Source organism: Altererythrobacter chaiwopuensis, from assembly GCF_054957735.1.
Genome location: NZ_JBTXJF010000003.1, coordinates 1 through 24,120 on the forward strand (window position 1 = coordinate 1; position 24,120 = coordinate 24,120).

Here is a 24,120-nt window from a genome sequence, read left to right on the forward strand (position 1 = left end):
ACTCAGAACGCCATCTCATCGATCGCCAGACTTACAAAGCCCGCCGCTCTGCCGCCATGGTCGAGTGGCAATCACTGATGGCCTGAAGCGCGGCGCGGGATGGGGGCTACTTCGCCAATTGGAGGCCGTTTGCGTTAGACTGAAACCACCGCCCTCTGACCTTACGTTTTGAAGAAGTGGTTCGTCAGTCCGTGCGCGACAAACTTCAAATAAACTTCGATCTTTTCGGCAGGCAGTGATTTCACCGCCTGTTTTTCCAGCCCATAACGCATAACAAGATAGGTGCGTGCCCCGATCAACATTGAAGCGATTGTTTCCAGTTCTTCATCCGAAAAATTGGCGATATGTTGCAGAGATCGGCTTCGTTTGAGAGAACGCGTATAACCGGCAATCATAGCATCCATGTGCTTTTCGAACGCCGCCGGTGCATAAAGTTCCGCCTCAGTCAGGACACGGAACATATACGGATTTTCAACGAGATAGTTTAAGTTAGTCATGAAGGCGCGTTGTTCCAGATCCATGATGTCCTTTGGATTGTGGATTGCCTGCCCGATTATATGAAGCATCGAAGCGCCAAGCGTTGGCAGTACGGAATCGAATAAGTCCTGTTGCGATGAAAAATGAAGGTAGAACGTGCCGTGTGCAACCCTTGCCAATGAGGTCACCCGCGCAATGCTGCAGCCAGCATATCCATATTTCCCGATTACTTTGCCGGCTGCCCGCAACAGCCGCATGCGGATCTCTTCGTTCCGCCGTGCCTGCGCCGCCGTAACGGGGCGTTTCCGCTGTTCTTGTCTCGCCTGTTTCGTTCCATTTGCCCCAGCCACGATCTGTATGTTCCCCTATTTCTAGCCTTATTGCTTTTACAACGCTCTCATAATTATAAAATTTTGGCTCGCAGTATGTCTTTGCGAACCTTGCCCGAAGCGGTTCGTGGAAGCTCAGGTACAAGCTCCACGCGTTCGGGGTGCTTTTGCCGTGCTAGGCCGAGCTTCTCAAGAAAGTCAGAAATTACGCTTACGCTTGGCGAGGCACCTTCTGCAGCGACTATGAAAGCGCATACGCCTTCGCCCAGCCGCTCGTGCGGCATTGCAACGACCGCAGCTTCCAGAACGCTGTCATGCTGATGCAGCGCATCCTCGATTTCTTTGGCGCTGATGTTTTCGCCGCCGCGAATGATAATATCCTTCTTGCGGTCGGTAATGACTATCCCATTGTTCTCGACAACCTTTCCAATGTCGCCTGTCCGAAAGTAACCATCGGATGTAAAGCTTTCAGCCGTCTGCAATGGATCCGCATAGCCAAGAAAGAGCGCTGGCCCCCTGACGACGATCTCGCCTTCCTGGCCGGGCGTTAGTATACTATCATCAGGAGTGAGGATGCGAACATCGTAGTCGACGATGCGGCCGTCTGTAGTCGCCGCAAGTTCCCGCAGTTGCGGTTCAATAAAGCCTAGTGTGACAAACGGTGCTTCGGAGCTGCCATAGACGCGAAAGGCGCAAGCTTGGGCAAAGACCTTGTCGGCGCGTCTGATCAACTCGCTTGGGACTGCCGCGCCGCCGCAGGCAAAAATGCGGAAGCTGGGGATGCGTGACCCCGCTTGTTTGGCCGCAGTGATAAGTTCCTGCAGAAACGGTGTCGCGGCGACAGTCATTACCGCACCATGCCGGTCAATCTCACGCACCGCCTCTTGAGCATTCCAGTTGTCCATCAATATGGTACGCGTGCCGCTGATGAACGGACGCTCGAGGCCATTCGAATAGCCGCTTATGTGCGTCACCGGAGACGGCATAAAAACGATGTCACCCGGCGCAAGATTCCAATGCTCGGCGCTTGCGACAACGGCGCGTTCGAGCGTTTCATGGCTGTGCAACACAGCCTTGGGCTTACCTGTCGTGCCGGAGGTGTACATCACCATCTTGACAGAGCCTGGATCGACCTTGGTGATCTTAGGTCGACTTGCTCTTCCTTCAGCGATCAGGGCGGCATAACTGTTGGCGCCACCGGTTTCGTCTCTGACCAGGATGACATGACGTAAATCCGGCAGATGCGGTCTGAGCCGTTCCATCATCGCGGCATAATCGAACTTCCGGAATGTGGTCGGAATGAAGATCGCCTTGCTGCGGCAGTCCGAGAGGATCTGGAGTGTTTCGGCGTCGCGGTAAATGGGCACGATCGGATTGATGACCAAGCCCCCCATCGCCGCCGCTAGGTTGATCACTGCGGCTTCCCGCCAGTTGGGAACCATGAAACTAACGACGTCGCCAATTACGATCCCGCGATCCTGAAGGCCTGAAAGCAGGATCTCCGCTTCCGCTACGAGGGCGGTTATCGATGAGGGCTGTTCTTCGTTCAGAAAGATCTGTGATCCATCGTCCTGCTCGGCCAGCCGCCAGGCCAGATCGGCAATCGTGCGTCCCTGCCAGATCCCCGTCTGACGGTATTCTTCCGCCTCGGGGACGTCACGGACAGGCCAACGGGTCATAGTTGCTCTCCCAGCCGGTCGAGATGCCAGTCCGTATTTCCGAACAGGGTGCGGTTGACCATCAATCTCTTATAGTAATGCCCGATGAGCAACTCATCGGACATGCCGATGCCGCCATGGAGTTGGATTGCCGCTTCGCCGACCTGACGCGCTGCGCAATCGACCCGTGTCTTTGCCGCCGACACGATCTGTGCGGCACCCTCCAAATCCGTATCGAGTGCCATTTGTGCGCAGCGCGTAATGGCCCAGGCTTCTTGTTCAGCAATTTTCATGTCGACCAGTCTGTGCTGGACCACCTGAAAGGATCCAATCGTTTGACCAAACTGATTGCGGGTCTTTACATAGTCAATGGTCGCACGGTTTAGCTCGGAGATAATGGCCACGCTCTCCGAGCACAGCGCGGCGGCACCGAGGTCAAAGGCAATTTCAATCGCCATGTCGGCGCAGCCCGAACCAAGAGGAGTGCCGGGCACTGCGTTGAGTGTGACATTGGCCGCTATGCGTTCATCGGCCAGCCGTTGCCGCTCAAATGAGAGGCCGGACGCATCGCGTTCAACCAAAAAAAGGCCGGTCTCGCCGTCAGGCGTTTGCGCTGACACGATGAGTTGAGCGGCCGAACAGGCATCGAAAACAAGCCGCTTGCGCCCGTTGAGTTGCCAGCTTTCGCCATTGCACCGGGCCTGCGTGCCCAGCGACCCACGGCCATGTCCTGAGCCCGGTTCTTCATGGGCAAAGGCAATCACAAGTTCGCCCTTTGCAGCAAGCGGCAGCCACTGGGCCTGCTGCTGCACCGTCCCCGCCTCAGCGATCAGACGGCTAGCAATTGCATTTGTAAGCAAGGGTTCCAGTATCAGATTGGGCGCAGCTGCACCTAGCAGTGCCCCCAATTCGGTTGCTCCCCCGCCCTGTCCGCCGAAACGATCCGATATGGTCAGTCCGAGCCATCCCTGTTGGGCAAAGGCCAGCCAGATATCCCGGCTGTCATCGGCCGCTGCGGCGCGAGATATTCTGAGCTTGCGATCATATCTATTGGTGATGAAGCGAGAGACGCTTTCGGCGAACTGGGCCAGTTCTTCCGGGTTGAGAATGGCCATATCTACAGACCCAGAACCGATTTGGAGATGATGTTACGCTGGATCTCACTGCTTCCACCGTAGATACTGGCAGCACGTCCGTACAGATATTCCGCGATTGCACCAGGAGCATCGGGAGGCGGGTCGCTGGATGGCGCCGTTCCGTCCACGCCATCCAGCACATCCCCAGACAAGGGCGGGCCGTGATAGCTAAATATGTCAACCATGGCTGCCGAAATGGCCTGTATGAGATCGGCTCCGATGATTTTCAGGGTCGAGGCTGCTGCACCCGGATCCTTGCCACCCTCGGCCTCGCGGAAAAATTCGTAGGACAAGCTTTCAAGCGCCATCATCCTTGCGCCAAGTTCGGCAACGCGTCGGCGCCAGGCCCTGTCGGCCCTGAGAGAACTGGACCCGCAACCGGTTGTCGCAAGCAAATGCTCCAAACGCGCCATCATGCGCTGCGCCTTGCCGATCTCGGCGGCCAGCAGGCGCTCGTTGCCAAGCAACACTTTCGCGTAGGTCCATCCGCGCCCTTCTTCGCCGACAAGATTTTCAACGGGAACCCGGACATCATCGAGAAAAATTTCGTTCAGATGTTCGGCGAAATCGATCGTCTTTATTGGCCGGATGGTCACACCAGGCGATCTGAGATCAATTAAGAGAAACGAAATGCCTCTCTGTGGGGCGACCTCGTTATCGGTTCGAACAAGCGTGAACATCATGTCCGCCCATTGCGCCATGGTCGTCCAAATCTTGTGGCCGTTAACTACGTAATGGTCGCCATCTCGAACGGCACTGGTTTTCAAACTTGCAAGATCCGAGCCGGCTCCCGGCTCCGAATAGCCCTGAGCCCACCACGTTTCCGCGCGCGCGATCGGATGCAGGAACCGCTGCTTCTGCGCATCGGTCCCGAAGCTGTAGATAATCGGGGCTACATAAGTCACGCCGAATGGCACGAGCCAAGGCGACCCAGCTCGATAAACCTCATTCTCGAAGATCCATCGTTGAAGGCGCGACCAGCCCAAGCCACCGAATTCCTCGGGCCAGTGCCCAACCAGCCAACCGCGCTCAGCCAGAATACGGTGCCATCGTAGATGATCTTCCTTGGACAGATGCTGCCCCAGGTGCACCCTTTCGCGAATATCCCGAGGCAACCGGTCTGCCGCAAACGTTCTGACTTCATCCCGAAACTCGCTGAGCTGCGGGTCGCTGTCTGTGTGCGCCGCCATGACCGCATCGATCTGAAAAGTTGATTTGTGAATCATAGACTAACAATTGTCCGTCGCGCTTGGCCTTATCAAGTGCGCCAACAGGCAGGCAAAGGCCTGACCGATGCGCCTCCTACCTGTCTTGCTGGCCGTGTGGAGTTCGGGCATGCGCCTTGCGGCAGTGCTCATCCGCCATTGCTGCATCAAGCGGCATTCCCAGCAACGAGTTTGCTTAGCTTGCCAGATTTTAGGACGGTCTCGGGAAGACCCCTTGGGTCAAGAACGCCACCGAATTCAACGCGATTATGGGCATGGCACAGTTGATGAAACAGGAATGCCTTGTCGATGGCATCGGTCTGTCCTTGCGAATCGACTGATGCATTCACAGATTCTTTGACCATCTTGAGAGCAAAGGCAGGCTTGGCAGCAATCCTGGACGCCAGTTCGAGCGTGAATGTCTCGAGCTCTTCGCGGGGAACGACATGATTGATCATGCCCCAATCCAACGCCTGTTGCGCTGTCCAGCTGTCGGCCGTGAACAGCATTTCCTTGGCCTTCCGAGGGCCAATCTCCCACACATGCGCAAAAAACTCTACGCCATTTGCACCAATGTTGACGACCGGATCCGAGAAGAAGGCGTCATCTGATGCAATGATTATGTCTGCGATCCAGGCAAGCATCAATCCGCCGCCAAAACAGGCCCCGTGAACCTCTGCGATTACGGGCTTGGGAATCGCGCGCCAACGCCGACAAGAATCGAGATAGACTTCACGCTCCCAAGCATAATAGCCCGCGACATTGGAAGTATCGATATCTCCATAGACTCCCATTCGTGGGTTGGCGCGCACAACACTGTCGTGCCCGTGATCCTTGAGGTCATGGCCTGTCGAGAAATGACGGCCGTTCCCGCCAAGGACAATGACCTTGATCTCGTCATCATGTGCAGCCCGGATTAGGGCGCCATTCAGGTCATAGGTCATCTGGGTGTCCTGCGCATTGCCTTGCGCAGGACGATCCAGGTTGATGCGTGCGATCCCGGCCGCAGGCGTACTGTACTCAACGGTTGGCTGCACATTACTCATCGTTTTTCCTTCTATGGGCAGAAATTGCCGGCGCGGCCCTTGGGTGCTCCGCCAACGCAATTTTCAGGCGCTTGACAATGTTACTGGGTTGCTTACTAGTGACTGGTGAATCACTGGTCAAATGTTTTGTAGACCGAACTCAGTGATGAGAGTGACACATTTCAAGTGGGAGGAGGAATTGGATGACGAGCTTTAATCGGAGGTCCTATCGAATCGGGTTGTTGCACGGTGGTGCAGCGCTGACGTTCGCGCTTTTCGCAACTTCGGGCATGGCCCAGGAGTCGGGGGGGGAGACCAATTCAGCTTCGGACACGAACGACATTATCGTGACCGCTCAGCGCCGGGAGCAGAACATCCAGGATGTGGGCCTATCGGTTACTGCATTGGGAGCCGAGACTCTCGCTCGCCTTGGCATCAATAATGCGACCGATATCGCCGAATATGTTCCCAACCTCAGGTTTACGAGCCTTGGTGGATCCGTGGTCCAGTATAACATTCGTGGTGTATCGCAGAATGGATATGCTGATCACCTGGAACCGCCGGTCGCCATCTATGCTGATGACGCCTATCTCAGCACCAGTACGCAGGCGAGTCTTCCTGTCTTTGATCTCGAGCGCGTCGAAGTGCTGCGCGGTCCGCAGGGCACACTCTTTGGTCGCAACGCAACCGGCGGGCTCATTCAGTTCATCAGCGCACAGCCGACGGAAGCAACGGAAGGCTATGTCGACGTAACTATCTCTGATGACATGTGGGGCAAAGTTGAAGGTGCCATTAGCGGCCCCCTCTCGGAGAATCTCCAGGGACGTGTTGCTGTCGCAATATCGACTCGTGAGGGCTATGTCCGCAATACGGTAGACGATTCAAGTCTGGGTGACGAGCATTATGTCGCAGCGCGCGCCATCCTGGCCTATCAGCCAACGTCTAATCTCGATGTTAACCTCAACGTCCGCTTCTATAAGAATTTTGACCAGTCGGGTACACCGTACACATTTGCAGCTACCGTTGCTGATGCGGATGGCCTTGGCCGGTTCGTTGGCCCAGATGAAAATCCCTATGGCACCTGTAACGGTTGCGGCCCGGCTTTTTATGAAGGCTTCCAACAGAGCAATCCCTATGTCGGAGCCTTGACTAGCAGTGGCAATTTCCGGCGGAGAGCGGCTGGCGGGACGCTGAAATTTGACTGGGATCTTGGCGACGTCAATCTGATATCGATCACCGACTATCAGGATCTGTTCAAGACATTCTATGAAGACGTCGATGCAGCTCCGCAGTACATTGCAGATGACTTCCATTCCCAGGATCTCACGCATTTCACGCAAGAGTTTCGTGCTGTAGGCGGGTCTGACACATTCCGCTGGACGGGCGGCGTTTACCTTTTCTACCAGCGCAGCGAGAGTGTAACGGCCTATAATCTATTTGATGGCGTCGTGACGCCGGTTGAAAGTGCGGACATGAAGACGCACAGCGCTGCGATCTATGCCCAAGCTGAATATGACATTGTTCCTGAAGTGACGGCCATTCTCGGTGGGCGCTATACCTACGAGAAAAAGAAGATTGATCATTACGTTGTTGACGAAGGTTTAGGTTTACCTGATTTTGCGTTCAATCCGACACTCTATCCGGATCTCGCAAAACAGAACTTCAACCTTTATTCGGCAAGGGCCGAGTTACAGTGGCGTCCGGTGGACAGGATGATGTTCTATGCGAGCTTCAGCCGCGGCACCAAGGGCGGTGCGTTCAGTCTACCGACCTATTTGCCTATAAACCCCCTTGCGATCCCATTCGGTGACGAAACGCTTCATGCGTTCGAAGTTGGCCAAAAGTGGACGTTCCTCGATGGCAAGGCACGGCTCAACAGCGCCTTGTTCTACTATGATTACAAGGACTATCAGGCATTCAACTTTCGCACGATTGGCGATGTTCCAGTCGGTACGATCCTGAATACGGACGCTACAGTGAAGGGGGCTGAGGTTGACCTTACGCTGTGGCCGACAGAAGGGCTGCAGCTCAATTTCACCGCTACTACACTCGACTCGAAAGCAAAGAATGTCACATTGCCTTCAGGGCGGGTAGTTGACCGAGACCTGCCGCAATCGCCAAGCTTTGCTGGAACGGCCAGCATCCGCTATGAAAAGCCTGTTTCCGCTAACCGTGTGGCCGCTATCCAGTTTGATGCTAATCATACGGGCAAGCAGTCCTTTACAGTCCTGTCTGCACCGAATGAGCGGGAAGGTGCCTATACGGTAGGCAACTTGCGCGTAAGCCTTGCGAGTGAGGATGGCAGTTGGGAGGCGGCTCTCTTTGCCAAGAACCTCTGGAACGAACGCTATCGAATCTTCGCCTTCGACCTCAGTTCGATTGGTACGATAGCACAGAGCTTTGTGCGTCCCCGGACTATCGGGGCCTCGTTCCGGTATAATTTTTGGTAATCAGTGAACTTTTGGAGCAAGATAGCGTGGACACAATGAGTACAGCGACAGCTTGCGACCTATGGTTTCAGGCCGAAGTGGACCGTTTGTCCACGACAGATGAGCGAACTGCCGCCGAGTTTTCTCGGCGGCAGGAGGAGCTTGAAGATATCCTGCTCGCTAGGGCCAAAGAAGAAGGTCGAGCCGTCAATGAACTTGGTCCGGCACCGGAATGGGGCGAAGAGCCGACGGGCCGCCAGCCCCGGATAATCATCATTGGTGCCGGCGTCGGGGGACTTGCAATGGGGGCCAAGCTTCGTGAAGCTGGCTATAGCGATTTCGTCATCGTCGAGAAAAGTACTGATCTCGGCGGGACGTGGCACCATAATAACTACCCTGGCGTCGCCTGCGATGTTGCATCCTATTTCTACAGCTTCAGTTTCTTCAAAAACCCGGACTGGTCGCAAATGTTCGCGCCCGGCAAAGAAATCAAACAATATCTGTCTGACGTGGCTGATCATTACGATCTTCGGCGAAACATCCGCTTTGGCACAGCTGTCGATCGGTGCCTCTACAAGGACGGCCGCTGGCATGTTGAAACCCAGACAGGCGAGGTGATCGAAGGCGATTTTCTGGTGCCGGCGACCGGCTTTCTGCACATCCCTAAATTGCCAGACATCCCCGGGCTGGACAGTTTCGAGCATGATAAGTTTCATAGTTCGCGGATTCCCGAAGGATATGATTTCTCCGGCAAGCGAGTTGGCGTGATCGGGAATGGTTCGAGTTCTGTGCAGATCGTGTCGAGCGTGGTGGAAAAGGCTGTCCATGTGACAGTGTTCCAGCGCACAGCACAATGGATATTTCCTGCGCCCAATGACTACTATTCGGAAAGACGCCGCCGCATGCTCGAACACTATCCCGAGCTAATGCAGCGTCTTTTTGATTTTTTCATGGACATGTACAATACTGGTTTCGGCAACGGCGCGGTTGGAGATAAGGATTCACAGCGTCGCTTTGCTGAGGCTTGCGAGGCCAATCTTGCTACGATCAGTGATCCCGAATTGCGAACGAAGCTCACGCCAGACTATCCTGTGATGTGCAAGCGCCTGATTTTCTCGCACAGCTATTACACGGCGCTGCAGAAGCCCAACTGCACGCTCGAGGTAGAACAGATCGATCGCATTGAAGCCCAAGGCGTGCGCCTGACGGACGGCCGCCTTGTCGAGCTTGATGTCCTGGTTCTTGCAACTGGTTTTGACACCCATGCCTATTGCCGAAAACTTGACATCCAGGTCGCGAATGGCCCGCTTCTGGTTGACGCATGGCAGGAAGGTGCGCGTTCATTCGAATCGATCGGCCTGGCAGGTTTTCCGAATCTACTTTTCGTAGGCGGTCCTTATTCGACTGTCGGAAATCTTTCGACGATGACCTGCGCCGAATTGCAGGTCAATTACATCATCCGGCTGTTGAACGAGATGAAGCAGCGGGGTGCAACCACCATCATGCCGAAGCAAGATGAGCAAGACCGTTTCGTTGAGGAAATGGAGGCGGCTGTAGTGAACACGGTTTGGGTCACGGGATGCCGCAGTTGGTATCTTGATGAACGTGGACGGATCGACATTTGGACCAAGTCGCCTGAGGCGTTCATGGAACGGATGACAAGTGGGCCTGACCTAAACAAATATGAACTGATTGCGTAATCGCGAAGTACCTCAGAGGAGGTTGTGATGAGTTCCGAAATACTTGCCGAAGGTCTGGTCTTTCCTGAAGGACCCCGTTGGCACGAGGGGCGGCTATGGTTTTCGGACATGGAAGATTGTCGGGTAAAAGCGGTCGATCTGTCCGGACGAATGGATGAGATTATTGTTCTCGACGACTATCCGTCCGGGCTTGGTTGGTTGCCAGACGGGACATTGCTCATAGTTTCCATGAAGGAGAGAAAACTGCTCGCATTGGACGGCAAAGGAAAATTGCGCGTGCATGCGGATCTTTCCGATCATTCGATCAGCTATGCCAATGACATGGTCGTTGACCGGATCGGCCGTGCTTATGTTGGAAGCATGGGCTATGATATCTGGGCCGATCCCGACCCGAAACCAGGTATGCTGGCCTGCGTGTCACCTGAAGGTCATCCTTCAGTGGCTGCGGAGCAGATGATGTTTCCCAATGGCAGTGTCATCACGCCCGATGGCCGAACGCTTATCGTGGCGGAGAGCCTCGCAAAACAACTGACGGCCTTCGACATCGCTGAGCATGGCGGACTTTCGAATCGCCGTCTGTGGGCAAAGACCGCAGATGCAATGCCCGACGGAATCTGCCTGGATGCGGCAGGCGGCATATGGGTGGCTACCATCGAAACTGGCTCATTCATGCGGATCGAACAGGGGGGCGCTGTAACCGATTTGATTGAAACGCCGCCGGGACGTCAGGGATGGGCAGTGGCGCTGGGTGGAGACGATGGGCGTACATTGTTCATGCTGACATCAAGTCCTCTTGGCGATCTCCGCGAGAATCGCCTCCAGACGCGGCCGGGACGAGTTGAGATTCTGAAAGTAGACGTGCCGGGTGCCGACTGGTGCTGACTGAAAGGCCAAACGATGCCCCTGCATTGCGGCAGTCGGCCGATCTTGACCTAACTGGGAAGCTTTCCGCTGGTAAAAACCGTATCTGCAGCTGTGAAGCACAAGGGATTCCCCGAGGGATCGCAGGTATAGAAGGAGCGTTCACCCCACGGACGAGTCAAGACCTCGCCCAGCGCACCAATATTTGGCAAGGGCGTGAAATCAAGGGGCGCCCCGGCCTTTCGTGCCCGTGCATATGTGGCGTCAATGTCGTCCACCGCGAAGTAAATATACTCGTCATTCGCCCGCGGCCGCTTAACATCACCGTTGGCAGCAGCATCGTAGCAACTGATGATCGTTCCGCCACAGTCGAAGTAATGGCGGCCTGGTGATGCACGAGATCCGTCTATCGATAATATTTCCTGAAAAAACCTCACATCTCTTTCAATATCAGAAGATGGCAACGCTATGCGATAGACTCTAACCATAAATAAGGCCCTCTCGAAGAAAAAAGCTATATAGCTATTATCATTATCTAAGCAAACATAATAAATGATACTATCAATATTTATAATAGGATGGGATATTGGAAAGGCTTTATCAAAAAATTGCTTTGATTACCGGTGGCGCTGGTGGAATTGGTGAAGCTTGCGCCCGCGCTATGGCGAAGGAAGGAGCGCGGGTAATCATTGCCGATATTGATGAAGTGAACGGTGCCAGGGTCGCGGGTGGCGTGGGTGAAAACGCCTGCTTCTTCAAACTTGACGTGACACAGGAGGCGGAAACAGAAGCGGCAGTGGCATTTGCCGTAGAACGGTTCGGGCGCCTTGACATCCTGGTCAACAACGCTGGCGGCGGCAAGCTCGGGCCGAGCCACGATGAGAGCCTGGAGCGCTGGCGCCGCACCCTAACTTTGAACCTGGACGGCGCCTTTCTCATGGCTCGCGCAGCGCTTCGCCACATGTGCAAGAATGGTAAAGGGGCAATCGTGAACATGGCTTCCGTGCATGGTCATGTCGGTTTCCCTGAGCATGTGGCCTATACATCCGCGAAAGGTGCGGTTGTAAACATGACGAGGGCCCTTGGCGTGGAGTATGCGCGCAAAGGCATTCGGGTCAATGCCGTCTGTCCGGGTTTCGTGAACACGCCGCTGATCGCAAGGGAGGTTTCGCCGGAAGATCTTCCGCCCATGATTGCGCTGCATCCAATTGGCCGAATGGCTGAGCCGTCTGAAATTGCGGCAGCAGTCGTTTTCCTGGCTTCCGACGAAGCAAGCTTTATCGTTGGAGCAAATCTTATCGTCGATGGCGGTTATACCGCTCAATAGTGGCTTAGGGAGAATAGCAACGATGGCTATCAAGATGATTTATTGCTTGACACGCAAGCCTGGGCTGACCCGCGAAGAATTTCAGCGCTACTGGCGCGAGGTGCACTGGCAAAAGGTCCGGCAATATGCAGAGACGATCCACATGTATCGTTACGCGCAGAGCCACAGCTATGACACGCCTATCAATAGCGAGATGGCGGCACAAAGGGGCGGTCTCGAAGGTTATGATGGCGTCATGGAGGGCTGGTGGACGAGCGAAGAGGATGCAGTTGCTGCCATGGGTACCGAGGCTGGTCTAAACGCCTTGGAGGATCTTCTCGACGATGAGCGCAAGTTCATCGATTTCTCGCGGTCACCGCTGTTCATGACTCACGAGCATGTCCTAATCGATGAGCTTGGCACAAGCGATGCATAAGGGCGGCAGACTTGCTGGTAAGGTTGCGCTCGTCACTGGCGGCGCTGGAGGTTTTGGCCGGGTAATCGGCCGCCTGTTTGTCACTGAAGGCGCAGTCGTTATTCTGAGCGATCGGGATGAAGCTGCGCTGCGCATTGCTGCCGAAGCGGAAGGTTGTGACCATGTGGTGCAAGATGTGACCGATGAGCAGCGTTGGGACGAAGTTGTTGCCTTTGCGGAGAGTCACTATGGTCGTTTGGATGTTCTAGTAAACAATGCCGGATTTGAGGGTTCCATGGAACGCGTCGATCCGGAACAGTCAGAACTTTCGGATTTTCGGCGGATACAGGCGGTGAACGTCGAAGGAGTGTTTCTTGGTTGCAGGGCTGCAATACCGGCAATGCGGCGTGCAGGCGGTGGATCCATAATCAACATCTCCTCGCTTGCCGCATTGATAGCGACACCATTCCAGACTGGCTATGGCGCGAGCAAGGCTGCGGTCAGGCATCTTACCATGACCGTCGCAGCCCATGGGGCACATGAACAGATCCGATGCAATTCCATCCACCCGGGACAGATGCGTACGCGGATGATTGAAGATATCTATGCCGGCACCGCCCGCAGGCTGGGTATCGACGCTGCGGATGCAGAGCGTGACTTTACCAAGATGATACCCATGGGCAGGCTCGGTAAAGCCGAGGATGTGGCCTATGGTGCGATTTATCTCGCGTCTGATGAATCTCGCTATGTGACGGGCTCCGCGCTGGTGATTGACGGTGGGTCACACATAGTTTGAGCGTCTGAGGAGAAGTCGATGACATACTGGTCTGTGACACGGGATGGAGCTGTGGCCATTGCGACCTACCTCAATCCGCCAATGAATTATTTTACTGCAGATGGTGCCGCCGAATTTGCCGAACTGATAACTGACTGGGCTGCGCCTGACGTGCGCGCGGTTGTGCTCGTTGGCGGAGTGCCGGGAAGGTTCATCACACATTACAGCGTCGAAGAACTGGCGGAACTGGCAGCCGATCCGGTTGCGCTCGCGCAACTCGGCACAAGCCTTAACACAGGCTATTACGAGTTACTTCAACGGCTTCGCGATCTGCCCAAGCCGGTAATCGCTGCAATCAATGGCGATGCCATGGGGGGTGGTTTCGAGCTATGCCTCGCCTGCGACATCCGAATTTTGCAATATGGCGACCATCGTGTCGGCCTTCCGGAAACGCGACTGGGGATCATTCCTGGTGGAAGTGGAACCCAGACATTGAGCCGTCTGCTGGGCGCTGGCAAGGCAATTGAATTTGTTCTGCGGGGGAGGGTGGTATCTCCAGAAGATGCACTTGCACTTGGCTTGGTGCACGAGCTTGCTCACGATGCCCAGAGCCGGGCGATTGTGATCGCGCAGGATCTTGCGGCTGAATCCCCACTCGCGATGGCGATGGTTAAGCGCGCCGTCTATGGCGGATCGGATTTGCCTTTCGAGGAAGGGCTGATGGTCGAGGCGGAGGCATCGGTCTCGGTAATCGGGTCGTCCGAGGGGCTTGAGAGGATGCAGCGTTACTTGAGCGAACCGCTTGATCGGCGCCGTGATTGGCTGGACAGGGCAAAATGACGACTATGACCAACCGACAGTGGCTGCTGCGCCGCCGTCCGGAAGGGCTGCCGAAACCACAGGATTTCGAGCTTCGGACAGAGGGTGATCCTGCCGAACCACTTGGAAACGGTCAGATCCGCATAAGGAATCTCCTGTTTCTGTGTGCGCCCACAATGCGCAACTGGATGGACGAGACGGGCAACAGCCTTTACCCTTCCATCCCTCTTGGTAGTCCGGTCATGGCGCCCGCAGCCGCTCGGGTGGTTGCATCTAAGGATCCTCGTTACCCCGTAGGTTCTCGTGTCACGACGATAAGCAGTTGGCAGGATTACGAGACGATAGATACGCAGGCGCGTGCGGTCCAGTTGGTGCCAGCCGGTATGACCGCCGTTGAGGCAATGGGCGTATTTGGACTGAACAGCCTAACTGCCTATTTCGGACTGCTGAGGGTAGGAAAGCCTCAACCTGGCGAAACTCTTGTGGTTTCCGGGGCAGCGGGTTCTACAGGATCGATCGCAGCGCAGATCGGCAAGATCAAGGGGTGCAGGGTAATTGGCATTGCTGGTGGTAGTACCAAATGCCAATGGTTAATCGACGAATGCGGGCTGGACGCAGCAATTGACTATCGTGCGGAAGATGTGGAGGCACGACTGCGAGAGCTTTGTCCCGATGGCATTGACGTTTTTTTTGACAATGTCGGCGGAGAGATATTGCAGGCTGCGATCGAGAATATGGCGCGGTTTGGCAGGATCGTCTTGTGCGGACAAATCGCATCCTACAACAACGGGGAGCCAGCTGAGGGCCCACGAAACATGATGCGGCTGATTTACGGCAGCATCGTGATGCAAGGATTCTTGATGGGAGACTATCGCGCCGAGGTTCCGTCCGCGCTGGCCGAACTTGAACCATGGATTCGAAAAGGCCGCATTGTTGCGCGCGTGGATGTGCGATCCGGTTTCGAAGAGCTGCCTGAAATTTATACTAGCCTGTTTACTGGTGCCAACGAGGGAACTTTGATGGCCCTGATTGATCAGGATGGTGCTGTCAAAGGGATGGCGACCTAACGGCCGGCTTGCTAATCCTAGCGGATGAGCAAGCCCAAGAGTCCGTTCGCCTACTTCCATTCGTCTCCCGAAGTGATCCGCATGGTTGTGATGCTCTATGTGAGGTATCCGCTGTCGCTGCGGAACGTGGAAGATCTACTCTTCGAGCACGGCATCGACATCTGTCACGAAACTGTTCGGCTATGGTGGAGCCGGTTCGGTCCGATGTTCGCAGCGGACATCAAGCGGCAGCGGATCAACCGGATGAAGGGCTTCACCCAGTGGCGCTGGCATGTCGATGAGGTCTTCGTGAAGATCAACGGCGAGACCCATTACCTATGGCGCGCCGTCGATCATGAAGGTGAGATCCTGGAGAGCTATGTTACCAAAAAGCGGGATAAAAAGGCCGCACTCCGCTTCTTCAAGAAGACGCTGAAGCGTTACGGAAAGCCGGAAGCGATCGTCACGGATGGGTTAAGATCCTACCCAGCGGCGATGCGAGAGCTTGGCAATCTCGAACGACGCGAAATGGGACGCTGGCTGAATAATCGGGCCGAGAATTCACACCTGCCCCTGCGCAGACGAGAGCGGGTGATGCTCCGCTTCCGACGAATGAAGACCTTGCAGAAGTTCGCGTCGGTCCACGCGAATGTGTACAACCATTTCAACTCAGAACGCCATCTGGTCGATCGCCAAACCTACAAGACCCGCCGCTCAGCCGCTCTGGCCGAGTGGCAAACCCTTATGGCCTGAAGAACGAACGGGGTAGGGGCAGCCCTTGCCTAGTGGAGGAGAGTTAGCGTCGGACTGACAGCACCGCCACCTAGTCTAAGTCTCTGATATATTAGGAGAAATAAGCTCAAAATCGGCGCGGTTCCGCACCGTTTTGCACTCAGAACGGCATTGTCAAAGCAAACGCACCTGATTGAAAAGTGAGCCGGTGAGGGTAGGGCGTTTGGATGCCGAAACCCAAGAAACCAGCCAGTCCATTCCGCTATTTCAACTCTTCGCCCGAGATAATTCGGCTCGCGGTGCTGATGTATGTGCGGTTTCCTTTGTCGTTGCGGAATGTGGAAGACCTGCTGTTCGAACGGGGCATCGACATCTGTCACGAAACTGTTCGGCTATGGTGGAACCGGTTCGGTCCGATATTCGGCGCCAACGCGTCAGCCGGATGAAGGGTTTTCGCCACTGGCGTTGGCATCTCGACGAGGTCTTTGTGAAGATCAATGGCGAGCGTCACTATCTGTGGCGAGCGGTGGATCAGGAAGGTGAGGTCCTCGAAAGCTACGTCACGAAGAAGCGCGACAAATCTGCGGCTTTGGCGTTCCTGAAGAAGGCGCTGAAGCGGCATGGCGAGGCCGAGGCAATCGTCACCGACGGCCTCAAATCCTACCCGGCGGCGATGAAGGAACTCGGCAATCAGGACCGTCGCGAGATGGGAAGATGGCTGAACAATCGTGCCGAGAATTCGCACTTGTCGTTCCGACGAAGAGAGCGGGCCATACTGCGATTTCGGCAAATGCAATCGTTACAGAAGTTCGCCTCCATCCATGCCTCGATCTCCAATCATTTCAATTCGGAACGTCATCTCGTCGATCGCCAGACTTACAAAGCCCGTCGCTCGGCCGCGCTAGTCGAGTGGCAAACTCTTATGGCCTGACTGACTGCGAGGGGAGGGTGAGTTGCGCCGGCCAGAGAACAGTTAGCGTCGGACTGACAGCACCGCGTTATGGCGCCGTAAGCCGGTTTTGTGTGCCTTTCAGCCCCCGGTCTGGAATCGGCCCCAGCGCCCACGATCGGCCAGCACTTCGGCGGCGCAATTGTGCCCCGGTGCGCCGGTCACGCCGCCGCCCGGATGCGTGCCCGCCCCGCACATGTAGAGCCCCTTCACCGGCCCGCGATAGGCGCCGTGGCCCAGCACCGGGCGCGCCGACCACAGCTGGTCGAGGCTCATGTGACCATGCATGATGTCACCGCCGACGAGGCCGAACTTGTCGAACAGCCCCTTGGGGCTGAGCACCTGCCGCCCCAGGATCGAGGCGCGGAAACCGGGCGCATGGCGCTCGACCGTGTCGATGATCGTGTCCGCCGCGGCGTCTTCTTCCGCGTCCCAGCACCGACCATCAGGAAGCTCGGGCGCGAACTGCTGACAGAACAGGCTGGCGACATGCTGGCCCGGCGGGGCGAGGCTGTCATCGACCGTCGAGGGAATCAGCATCTCGACAATCGGCGACTTCGACCAGCCGAACTGTTTGGCATCGAGGAAGGCGCGGTCCATGTAATCGAGCGTGGGCGCGAGAATGATGCCCGAACGGTGGTGCTCGCCAGGTTCGGGCAGGCAGGTGAAGCGCGGCAGTTCGGAAAGCGCGACATTCATGCGGAAAGTCCCTCCGCCTGCCTTGAAGCCCCGCATCCGGCGGCGGAAATCCTCCGGCTGCGCGCTTTCGGGCACCATTTTGCCGTAGAGCAGCTTGGGTCCGACATTGGCGATCACGCGCTTCGCAGCAATCTCCTCGCCGCTTTCGAGCCTGACGCCGACCGCCTTGTCGCCATCGATCAAGACCTCTGCCACCGGCGCATCAAGGCTGATTTCTACGCCCGCATCATGGCACACCCTGGCCATGATCTGCGTGATCGTGCCCATGCCGCCCACGCAGTGACCCCATGCGCCCTTCTTGCCGTTCACCTCGCCAAAGACGTGGTGCAGCAGGACATAGGCGCTGCCCGGCGTATCGGGCGAGGCATAGTTGCCGACGACCGCGTCGAAGCCGAACGCGGCCTTTACCGCCTCGCTCTCGAACCAGCTGTCAAGGAAGCTGCGCGCCGATTTGGTGAACAGGTCGAGCACGTCGCGCTTGGCCTCGAGCCCCAGCCGCGAAAGGCCCCAGCCCTGCGCGGCCCCGGCCAGCAGTGTGCGCAGCCCTTCACCCACGTTGGGCGGCGATTTGAGCGCGAGGCTGCGCAGCACTTCGGCCACGCCTTCCAGCGCGTCGTAATATTGGGGGAGCACTGCGGCATCGTGCGCCGAGAACTTGCGGAATTCCTCCTGCGTGCGTTCGAGACCGCCGCCCAGCTTGAGATAGCCGCCATCCTCCTGCGGCAGGAAATTGGAGATCGGCCGTTCGATCACGCGGTAACCGTGATCTGCCAGCTTCATGTCGGCGATCACCCTGGGCTGGAGCAGGCTGACCGTGTAGCTCGCCACCGAATTGCGAAAGCCTGGGTGAAACTCCTCGGTCACCGCCGCGCCGCCCACCACATCGCGGCGTTCGAGAATGCGCACCTTGAGGCCAGCGCGCGCCAGATAGAAGGCACAGACGAGGCCGTTGTGGCCGCCGCCGATGATTACGGCATCGTATTGGCTGCTCATGCGCGGCTCCATCCGTGGGCTGGTTGTTGCTCGAGCCGCGCCTCGGGGATCAATTCGCGGATGCGGCTACAGAAATGGCGCAGGCAGACTTCCTTTTCGCTCAGCGGACCCATGCTGAAGCTGCGCGATTCCATACCCTGCTGCACACGGTTGATCAGCGCTGTGTCCTCGGCATTGACCTGGCGGTTGATCCGCCAGTTGAGATAGCGCGCCGCGCGCATTTCCCGGCGGTCATCCGGGAGGACGTAGGAAATCTCGCGGATCAGGCTGGTCGTGGGGCTGACGGGCAGCCACTGCATGAAATCGACCTGATCGGGGTAGATGTCGAAGGCGACGTTGGGCCACAGCTTGAAATAGAGCCAATGGCGCTGCCGTTCAGGCGGCAGATGCTCCGTCGGGGGCAGCAGGCGCTGATACATGCGTTCGGACCAGTTGGCGCTGTCGCGGTCGATCATGTCTCCCCACATCCGGTCGACATGGCGCTGCGCCTCGATGCCATAACTCTTGCCGAACAGCCGCGTGAGGCCGGGGTGCGCGACAGGAATGTGCAGCCCGTCAGAATAATTGTCGCCCACGTTTTTCCAGTTGACCTCGCGCGGGCGCAGCGTGACGCGGCCCAACGCCTTGAGTTCGCCGAAGCGATAGGGCGCGACCATTGCTTCGTAAGGCGCCATCATTTCGGCCACCGAAGGCCCGCCATCGTTTTCGAGTCGCACGAACACAAAGCCGCGCCAGACCTCCATCTCGACCGGCGCGAGGCCTGCCTTACCGCGATCGAGCGTGGGGTAGCTGGCGCTGTCGGGCACGCCGGAGAGCCGCCCGTCAAGCTCGTAGGTCCAGGCGTGATAGGGGCAGACCAGCTTCTTCGCGCAGCCTTGCGATCCGTCAACAATACGCGATCCGCGATGGCGGCAGACATTGGTGAAAGCGCGAAGCTGGGTATCGTTGCCACGCACCACGATCACGCTTTCACCGCAGTAATCGAGCGTGTGCCAATCGCCAGCTGCGGGGACATCGCTCTCGTGGCAGACAACCTGCCAGCTCGGCCGGAAAACCCGATCGAGTTCCAATGCGAAGAACTCCGGATCGCGATAGGTCCATGCCGGCAGGCTCCAGCCTGCAAGCGCGTCCTGCTGCGGTGTTTCCCTGACCTGTGTTGCCATTTGCTCTTCCTTGCTATACGATCGTATAACAAGATGCAGACGAGCCATCAACCCGCATTTACGCGCGCCGATCCCGATGAACGGCGGCAGAGCCTGATCGAGGCGACCGCGCGCGTGCTGGCATCGAAGGGCGCGGCGGGCGTGTCGGTGCGGGCAATATGCGCCGAAGCGGGCGTTTCGCCGGGTCTGCTGCGTCATTACTTTTCCGGTGTTTCAGAGGCGATCGCCGAAACCTATCGGATGACCGGGCGCAATATAGAAGCGGCGCTGGCAGCGGCGGTGGTGAACGCCGGGCCCGATCCGCGCGCACGTCTGCTCGCCTATATCACCGCCAGCTTCCGCCCGCCGATCGCCGATCCGCAGCTGCTCGCTTCCTATATCGCCTTATGGAGCCTGTCGCGCAGCGACCCGCGGGTCGCGCGGGTGCGGGCCGAGGTTTACCGCGACTTTCGCAGCGGGCTCGAAGCGTTGATCGCCGAGCACAGGCCGGGTCTGGACGATGCGCGCTTGCCCGCGATTGCGCTGACCGCGCTGATCGACGGGCTGTGGCTCGAACTGTCGCTGGGGGATGCGCCGTTTACGCCTGAAGAGGCGGAAGCGCTGGCGGAACGCTGGCTCGACACCGTAACCGGCTGAACCTGTGATCTATCCGGCAGCTGGCACCCGGCTGCGGCGGGTCCACAGATAGAGCGGCACCCCGGCACCGGCGAGCACCAGGCTCCATCCGGTCGCCTCCAGCCCCGCGCCCCACAGCGTCCACAGCGCATAGGCGGCCCCAATCAGCGCGAACGCCCGGACAACCCGCATGCGCCATGCCGCCAGCGCGCACAGCAGATACAGCCACAGCGTTGCGCTGGTCGACAGCAGCAGCAGGAATTCATAGATCCCCTGCATCGAACGGCTGGCGGTGAAGACAAGAAAGAACGTCGCCACCGCGCTCGACAGCAGCAATGCGCGCATTGGCGCGCCGCGCGCATCGGTGGCCGCAAACCATGCCGGCAGGATGCCGCGTTCAGCCATGCTGCGCGGCAATTCGCCCTGCATCAGTACCCACCCATTGACTGCACCGACGCAGCTGATGATCGCAAAGACGCTCACCACCTGCCCGGTGCCGCTGTTCCAATAAGTTTCGACAAATGTCGCGAGAGGCGCGGGCGAAGAGGAGGCAACCGCTTCGGGCAGCATCAGCGCCACGGCCGAGCAGACCAGCAGATAGATGAGCCCGGTCAGCGCCGTGCCCCACAGCGTCGCCCGCGGGACGTTGACCGTGGGGTTCTCGACCTGCCCGGCCGCCACGCTGGCGCATTCAAAGCCGAGCAGCGCGAACAGGGTTAGCGCCGCCGCGCCGCTCAGTTGGCCGGGGTTGATCTCGCTGGACTCGAAAGGCCGGATCTCGCCGCTTCCATCGCCCAGCACCAGCGCCGCCAGCACGATCACGCCCAGCAGCGGCAACAGCTTGAGCGCCAGGGTAAGCATCTGGAAATTGCCCGCCGTGCGCACGCCCCGCAAGTTAACCAACGTCATGGTCCAGACCAAGACCATCGCGCAGAGCGCAGGCAGGAAGGCGGTTGTGCCGATCGCTGGCAGCAGGGACGAAAGATAGCTTACCCCCGCCATAGAGATAGAGGCCACAGCGCTCCAGATCGACACAAGATAAAGCCAGGCAACCAGAAATGCCGGCAACTCGCCGAAAGCCTCGGTCACGAAGCCTGTGGGATCGCGCGCCGCGGGAAGGGCGCGGGTCAGTGCGGCGAACACCCAGGCAAGCACCAGTGTGCCGGCAATGGTGATGATCCAGCCGAGCACCGCATTCCACCCATAAGGGGCAAGGCTGGCCGGCAGCAGGAACACGCCCGAACCGATCATATTGCCCATGATCAGGGCGATGGCAGCAAAAAGGCCGAGCTTGCGGCCCGGCCTTTCTGTTTGGTTGGACCTTTGCGTCACGAACTCAGAAGTCGAATCCGGCCTTGATGCCCACAGTTCTCGGCCTGATCGGGTAATCGTAGAACACCCCGCCGGTGCTGCTCGCCTCAAAAGGGTCGCCGCAAGTTGTTTCGAGGCACTGGACCGTACTGTCGAGAATGCCGTTGCTGTCGAACAGGTTGGTTGCGAACAGTTCGAACCGCAGATTGTCCTTCTTGACGCCAAAACTCAGATCTGCCGTGGTAAAAGCTCCGAACGTGCCCTTGAGGTCATTCTCGAAGGTCCGCAGGTCGCTGCGCCGGCTGCCAATGTGCGAAACTGCGCCTTGGAAATGCCCCTCCCAATCACCCACGGGGAATTCATAGCGGGCAATGGCATTGCCCTTGAACTTGGCGGTGATCGGAAGCCGCGATCCAGTGGGCGCGAGCAGGGCATTTGTGCGCCCGTCGCCCGGATCGAACGTGCAATCGAAATCGGGGTTGGCAATGAGGCAGAAATCGCGCCGGATTGTCGCATCGTTATAGCTGCCGGCGAGCGTGAGGGTGAGCCCGCCCGAACGATAAGTCAGGTCGGATTCGATCCCGCGGATGCGGGCAATCCCGGCATTGCGGACTTCGGAAAGCCCGTTTTCGCCCAGGAACGACAGCTGGATATCGGTCCAGTCTTCCTGATAGATCGCGCCGTTGAAGGTCACGTCGCCAAATCGCGTCTTCCAGCCAAATTCGTAATTGTCGAGCGTGTCGGATTCGTACGGCGGCAATGTGCCGCGGCGGTTGATGCCGCCAGGGCGGAAGCCCTGCGACCAGGTGACATAGACCATCATGTCGGGATTGATCTTGTAGGTCGCATTGGCCTTGAAGATCGCATCGGTATCCGCTGTCGTCTTGTCGAGGTTGGTGCAGGGCGATCCTTCGACCACGGCCGGACCAAAACAGGCGGCTTCGCCCGTTCGGCTGGAGAAATTGGCGTTGTAACCAAAGAAACCGACCAGCGAGTTGCGGTAACGATAGAGCCGTCCCCCGCCCGTCAGTGTCAGCTTTTCGGTGACATCGAAGCTCAATTCACCGAAGGCGGCATAGTCGCGGTCGGTGCGGTTCTGCTTGGTCAGCCAGATATTGCTGTCAGTGCCGGTGACGGTGAACAGATCGGTCAGATTCTCGATGATGTAGTTCTGCTCGATACCGTGGCGCTGGCGCTGTGCAAACACGCCGCCGATGAAGCGCACCGGAGCATCCTGCGGGCTGGAAATGCGCACTTCGGCGAAATTACGGCGATACCGATCGCTGCCCTGAATGAACTGGTTCGGGCTGATCAGATCGTAGTTATTGTCATAGAAATAGGCGCCATAGCCATAGAGCGCGTCATAGAAATAGGCGTAGTCCGAATAGTCGAATTCAACGTCGGTCTTGCGCCACAGTCTGCCCCCCGTTGCCACCAGGTCCCAGCTGCCGATCTTGCCCTCGATTGTCAGCGCCGCCTGCAGCCATTTGTCATCGCGGCGTTCCGGATTGTATTGAACGGTCTGCAGCTTGCCGGTGACCGCGCTCGAGCGTTCCTGCTGGCCACTGCCGTCGGCCTTCTGCTCCTGAGCAATTATCGTCGGGCGAACGGTCCAGCTCTCGTTGAGCTCGATCCCCAGCGCAAGGCGAGCGCCATAAGTTTCGACGTCGTTGTAATCCTCTTCGACCAATTCGGCATTGTCCTGAACGATGCCAGAAGTCAGGAAGGTTCGGCTGCCCGGGATATTGTCGATATAACCGCCTTCCTGGCGATACCAGCCGACCAGGCGCAGCGCCGCGCTGTCAGACAAATTGGCGTTGTAGAACCCTTCGGCGATGCCGCCGAATTCGCCGTGTGCGATGTTGTTTAGCTCGAAATCGGCTGCGCCATAGCTGCTCGAATAGTCGGGTTGATTGGTGACCATCTTGACCGTGCCGGCCATCGAGCTGGCGCCATAAAGTGTTCCCTGCGGGCCAGCCAATGCTTCGACCCGGGCAAGGTCATAGGCGTGAATGTCGAGCGCGCCCTGAATGGTCGTGATCGGCATTTCATCAAGGTATATGCCTACGGTCGGCTGAGAGGTGGAGTGGTTGGCATTTTCGCCCGATGAAACACCGCGGAAGTAGACCTGCGTGACACCTTCCTTGGTCTTCTGGATGGTCACCGACGGCAGATACTTCACCACGTCCTGCAACTGACTCACCTGCAACTGGTCGAGCGTTTCGGTGCCGAGCGCGGTGATCGCCACCGGCACGTCCTGCAGGTCCTGCGAGCGCTTCTGCGCAGTGACGATGATGACATTGCTGTCGTCCGCGTCTTCTCCCTGCGCCATGGCAGGCGTGACGACGGCGAGCGAGCAGCCCGCCATCAGTGTTGCGGTCAAGGCGCGTACCCCGCCATTTTCAGGAATTCTCACTGCAACATCCCCTTTGAACTGTCCCCAGCGGCTTATCCGCCACAACTGGCGGCATTTGCCA

Annotated in this window: 20 protein-coding genes and 2 pseudogenes; 12 read left to right on the forward strand and 10 right to left on the reverse strand. The window is 57.6% G+C overall.

Annotation, left to right across the window (positions count from 1 at the left end; genetic code table 11):
- Window positions 1-86: pseudogene (locus ACX3VQ_RS11495) on the forward strand (IS6 family transposase); the annotation flags it as partial.
- A gap of 75 nt (window positions 87-161) precedes the next feature.
- Here ACX3VQ_RS11495 and ACX3VQ_RS11500 read toward each other — a convergent pair.
- From ACX3VQ_RS11500 to ACX3VQ_RS11520, 5 genes are all read right to left on the reverse strand, one after another.
- Complete coding sequence (locus ACX3VQ_RS11500; protein ID WP_462581217.1) at window positions 162-827, reverse strand: TetR/AcrR family transcriptional regulator; 666 nt, start codon at window positions 825-827, stop codon at window positions 162-164.
- Window positions 828-880: 53 nt separating this feature from the next.
- The gene (locus ACX3VQ_RS11505) at window positions 881-2,485 is read right to left on the reverse strand and encodes an AMP-binding protein (RefSeq protein ID WP_462581218.1); all 1,605 of its coding nucleotides are present in this window, start codon (window positions 2,483-2,485) and stop codon (window positions 881-883) included.
- The gene (locus tag ACX3VQ_RS11510) at window positions 2,482-3,579 is read right to left on the reverse strand and encodes an acyl-CoA dehydrogenase family protein (protein WP_462581219.1); all 1,098 of its coding nucleotides are present in this window, start codon (window positions 3,577-3,579) and stop codon (window positions 2,482-2,484) included. The genes ACX3VQ_RS11505 and ACX3VQ_RS11510 overlap by 4 nt, the downstream gene beginning before the upstream one ends.
- A gap of 2 nt (window positions 3,580-3,581) precedes the next feature.
- Window positions 3,582-4,826 (reverse strand): acyl-CoA dehydrogenase family protein, encoded by a 1,245-nt coding sequence (locus ACX3VQ_RS11515; protein WP_462581220.1) that lies wholly within the window; start codon window positions 4,824-4,826, stop codon window positions 3,582-3,584.
- A gap of 146 nt (window positions 4,827-4,972) precedes the next feature.
- Window positions 4,973-5,851, reverse strand: a complete 879-nt coding sequence (locus ACX3VQ_RS11520) for an enoyl-CoA hydratase (RefSeq protein WP_462581221.1) — start codon at window positions 5,849-5,851, stop codon at window positions 4,973-4,975.
- 182 nt (window positions 5,852-6,033) lie between these two features.
- On the opposite strand from ACX3VQ_RS11520, the gene ACX3VQ_RS11525 reads away from it, so the two are divergent.
- From ACX3VQ_RS11525 to ACX3VQ_RS11535, 3 genes are read left to right on the forward strand one after another with little or no spacing between them, the layout of a single operon-like run.
- On the forward strand, window positions 6,034-8,280 hold the full coding sequence (locus tag ACX3VQ_RS11525) for a TonB-dependent receptor (RefSeq protein WP_462581222.1): 2,247 nt from the start codon (window positions 6,034-6,036) through the stop codon (window positions 8,278-8,280).
- Window positions 8,281-8,315: 35 nt separating this feature from the next.
- Entirely contained in the window at window positions 8,316-9,959 is a 1,644-nt protein-coding gene (locus ACX3VQ_RS11530; RefSeq protein WP_462581223.1) for a flavin-containing monooxygenase, read from the forward strand.
- A gap of 27 nt (window positions 9,960-9,986) precedes the next feature.
- The gene (locus tag ACX3VQ_RS11535; protein ID WP_462581224.1) at window positions 9,987-10,841 is read left to right on the forward strand and encodes an SMP-30/gluconolactonase/LRE family protein; all 855 of its coding nucleotides are present in this window, start codon (window positions 9,987-9,989) and stop codon (window positions 10,839-10,841) included.
- 50 nt (window positions 10,842-10,891) lie between these two features.
- Here the strand turns inward: ACX3VQ_RS11535 and ACX3VQ_RS11540 are convergent, their stop codons facing one another.
- Complete coding sequence (locus ACX3VQ_RS11540) at window positions 10,892-11,308, reverse strand: VOC family protein (RefSeq protein ID WP_462581225.1); 417 nt, start codon at window positions 11,306-11,308, stop codon at window positions 10,892-10,894.
- Window positions 11,309-11,406: 98 nt separating this feature from the next.
- Here ACX3VQ_RS11540 and ACX3VQ_RS11545 point away from each other — a divergent pair, with 98 nt between their 5' ends.
- From ACX3VQ_RS11545 to ACX3VQ_RS11575, 7 genes and pseudogenes are all read left to right on the forward strand, one after another.
- Entirely contained in the window at window positions 11,407-12,147 is a 741-nt protein-coding gene (locus tag ACX3VQ_RS11545; RefSeq protein WP_462581226.1) for an SDR family NAD(P)-dependent oxidoreductase, read from the forward strand.
- 22 nt (window positions 12,148-12,169) lie between these two features.
- Window positions 12,170-12,562 (forward strand): EthD domain-containing protein, encoded by a 393-nt coding sequence (locus tag ACX3VQ_RS11550; RefSeq protein ID WP_462581227.1) that lies wholly within the window; start codon window positions 12,170-12,172, stop codon window positions 12,560-12,562.
- Window positions 12,537-13,337 (forward strand): glucose 1-dehydrogenase, encoded by an 801-nt coding sequence (locus tag ACX3VQ_RS11555; protein ID WP_462581228.1) that lies wholly within the window; start codon window positions 12,537-12,539, stop codon window positions 13,335-13,337. Before ACX3VQ_RS11550 ends, ACX3VQ_RS11555 begins: the two co-directional genes overlap by 26 nt.
- Before the next feature lie 18 nt (window positions 13,338-13,355).
- Window positions 13,356-14,156: an enoyl-CoA hydratase/isomerase family protein gene (locus tag ACX3VQ_RS11560; protein WP_462581229.1), complete on the forward strand. Its 801-nt coding sequence runs from the start codon at window positions 13,356-13,358 to the stop codon at window positions 14,154-14,156.
- The gene (locus ACX3VQ_RS11565) at window positions 14,153-15,202 is read left to right on the forward strand and encodes an NADP-dependent oxidoreductase (RefSeq protein ID WP_462581230.1); all 1,050 of its coding nucleotides are present in this window, start codon (window positions 14,153-14,155) and stop codon (window positions 15,200-15,202) included. Before ACX3VQ_RS11560 ends, ACX3VQ_RS11565 begins: the two co-directional genes overlap by 4 nt.
- A 24-nt stretch (window positions 15,203-15,226) precedes the next feature.
- Entirely contained in the window at window positions 15,227-15,934 is a 708-nt protein-coding gene (locus ACX3VQ_RS11570; protein WP_462581231.1) for an IS6 family transposase, read from the forward strand.
- 206 nt (window positions 15,935-16,140) lie between these two features.
- Window positions 16,141-16,844, forward strand: a pseudogene (locus tag ACX3VQ_RS11575) (IS6 family transposase).
- A 99-nt stretch (window positions 16,845-16,943) separates the two neighbouring features.
- Here ACX3VQ_RS11575 and ACX3VQ_RS11580 read toward each other — a convergent pair.
- Window positions 16,944-18,554, reverse strand: coding sequence for a phytoene desaturase family protein (locus ACX3VQ_RS11580; RefSeq protein WP_462581232.1), 1,611 nt, complete (start codon window positions 18,552-18,554; stop codon window positions 16,944-16,946).
- Complete coding sequence (locus ACX3VQ_RS11585; protein WP_462581233.1) at window positions 18,551-19,717, reverse strand: aromatic ring-hydroxylating oxygenase subunit alpha; 1,167 nt, start codon at window positions 19,715-19,717, stop codon at window positions 18,551-18,553. Before ACX3VQ_RS11585 ends, ACX3VQ_RS11580 begins: the two co-directional genes overlap by 4 nt.
- Window positions 19,718-19,750: 33 nt before the next feature.
- Between ACX3VQ_RS11585 and ACX3VQ_RS11590 the strand changes: the two genes are divergently transcribed.
- On the forward strand, window positions 19,751-20,353 hold the full coding sequence (locus ACX3VQ_RS11590; protein WP_462572603.1) for a TetR family transcriptional regulator C-terminal domain-containing protein: 603 nt from the start codon (window positions 19,751-19,753) through the stop codon (window positions 20,351-20,353).
- Window positions 20,354-20,362: 9 nt separating this feature from the next.
- Here ACX3VQ_RS11590 and ACX3VQ_RS11595 read toward each other — a convergent pair whose 3' ends face one another.
- Both ACX3VQ_RS11595 and ACX3VQ_RS11600 read right to left on the reverse strand, forming a co-directional pair.
- A complete protein-coding gene (locus tag ACX3VQ_RS11595; RefSeq protein ID WP_462581234.1) occupies window positions 20,363-21,664 on the reverse strand; it encodes an APC family permease in 1,302 nt (433 codons plus the stop codon).
- 4 nt (window positions 21,665-21,668) lie between these two features.
- Window positions 21,669-24,059 (reverse strand): TonB-dependent receptor, encoded by a 2,391-nt coding sequence (locus ACX3VQ_RS11600; protein WP_462581235.1) that lies wholly within the window; start codon window positions 24,057-24,059, stop codon window positions 21,669-21,671.
- Between the last annotated feature and the right edge of the window lie 61 nt (window positions 24,060-24,120).

Bases quoted from the DNA above. Each gene is read 5' to 3' on its own strand.
- ACX3VQ_RS11505 (WP_462581218.1), bottom strand. From the start codon at position 2,485: ATGACCCGTTGGCCTGTCCGTGACGTCCCCGAGGCGGAAGAATACCGT.
- ACX3VQ_RS11510 (WP_462581219.1), bottom strand. From the start codon at position 3,579: ATGGCCATTCTCAACCCGGAAGAACTGGCCCAGTTCGCCGAAAGCGTC.
- ACX3VQ_RS11515 (WP_462581220.1), bottom strand. From the start codon at position 4,826: ATGATTCACAAATCAACTTTTCAGATCGATGCGGTCATGGCGGCGCAC.
- ACX3VQ_RS11520 (WP_462581221.1), bottom strand. From the start codon at position 5,851: ATGAGTAATGTGCAGCCAACCGTTGAGTACAGTACGCCTGCGGCCGGG.
- ACX3VQ_RS11525 (WP_462581222.1), top strand. From the start codon at position 6,034: ATGACGAGCTTTAATCGGAGGTCCTATCGAATCGGGTTGTTGCACGGT.
- ACX3VQ_RS11530 (WP_462581223.1), top strand. From the start codon at position 8,316: ATGAGTACAGCGACAGCTTGCGACCTATGGTTTCAGGCCGAAGTGGAC.
- ACX3VQ_RS11535 (WP_462581224.1), top strand. From the start codon at position 9,987: ATGAGTTCCGAAATACTTGCCGAAGGTCTGGTCTTTCCTGAAGGACCC.
- ACX3VQ_RS11540 (WP_462581225.1), bottom strand. From the start codon at position 11,308: ATGGTTAGAGTCTATCGCATAGCGTTGCCATCTTCTGATATTGAAAGA.
- ACX3VQ_RS11550 (WP_462581227.1), top strand. From the start codon at position 12,170: ATGGCTATCAAGATGATTTATTGCTTGACACGCAAGCCTGGGCTGACC.
- ACX3VQ_RS11555 (WP_462581228.1), top strand. From the start codon at position 12,537: ATGAGCTTGGCACAAGCGATGCATAAGGGCGGCAGACTTGCTGGTAAG.
- ACX3VQ_RS11560 (WP_462581229.1), top strand. From the start codon at position 13,356: ATGACATACTGGTCTGTGACACGGGATGGAGCTGTGGCCATTGCGACC.
- ACX3VQ_RS11565 (WP_462581230.1), top strand. From the start codon at position 14,153: ATGACGACTATGACCAACCGACAGTGGCTGCTGCGCCGCCGTCCGGAA.
- ACX3VQ_RS11570 (WP_462581231.1), top strand. From the start codon at position 15,227: ATGAGCAAGCCCAAGAGTCCGTTCGCCTACTTCCATTCGTCTCCCGAA.
- ACX3VQ_RS11580 (WP_462581232.1), bottom strand. From the start codon at position 18,554: ATGAGCAGCCAATACGATGCCGTAATCATCGGCGGCGGCCACAACGGC.
- ACX3VQ_RS11585 (WP_462581233.1), bottom strand. From the start codon at position 19,717: ATGGCAACACAGGTCAGGGAAACACCGCAGCAGGACGCGCTTGCAGGC.
- ACX3VQ_RS11590 (WP_462572603.1), top strand. From the start codon at position 19,751: ATGCAGACGAGCCATCAACCCGCATTTACGCGCGCCGATCCCGATGAA.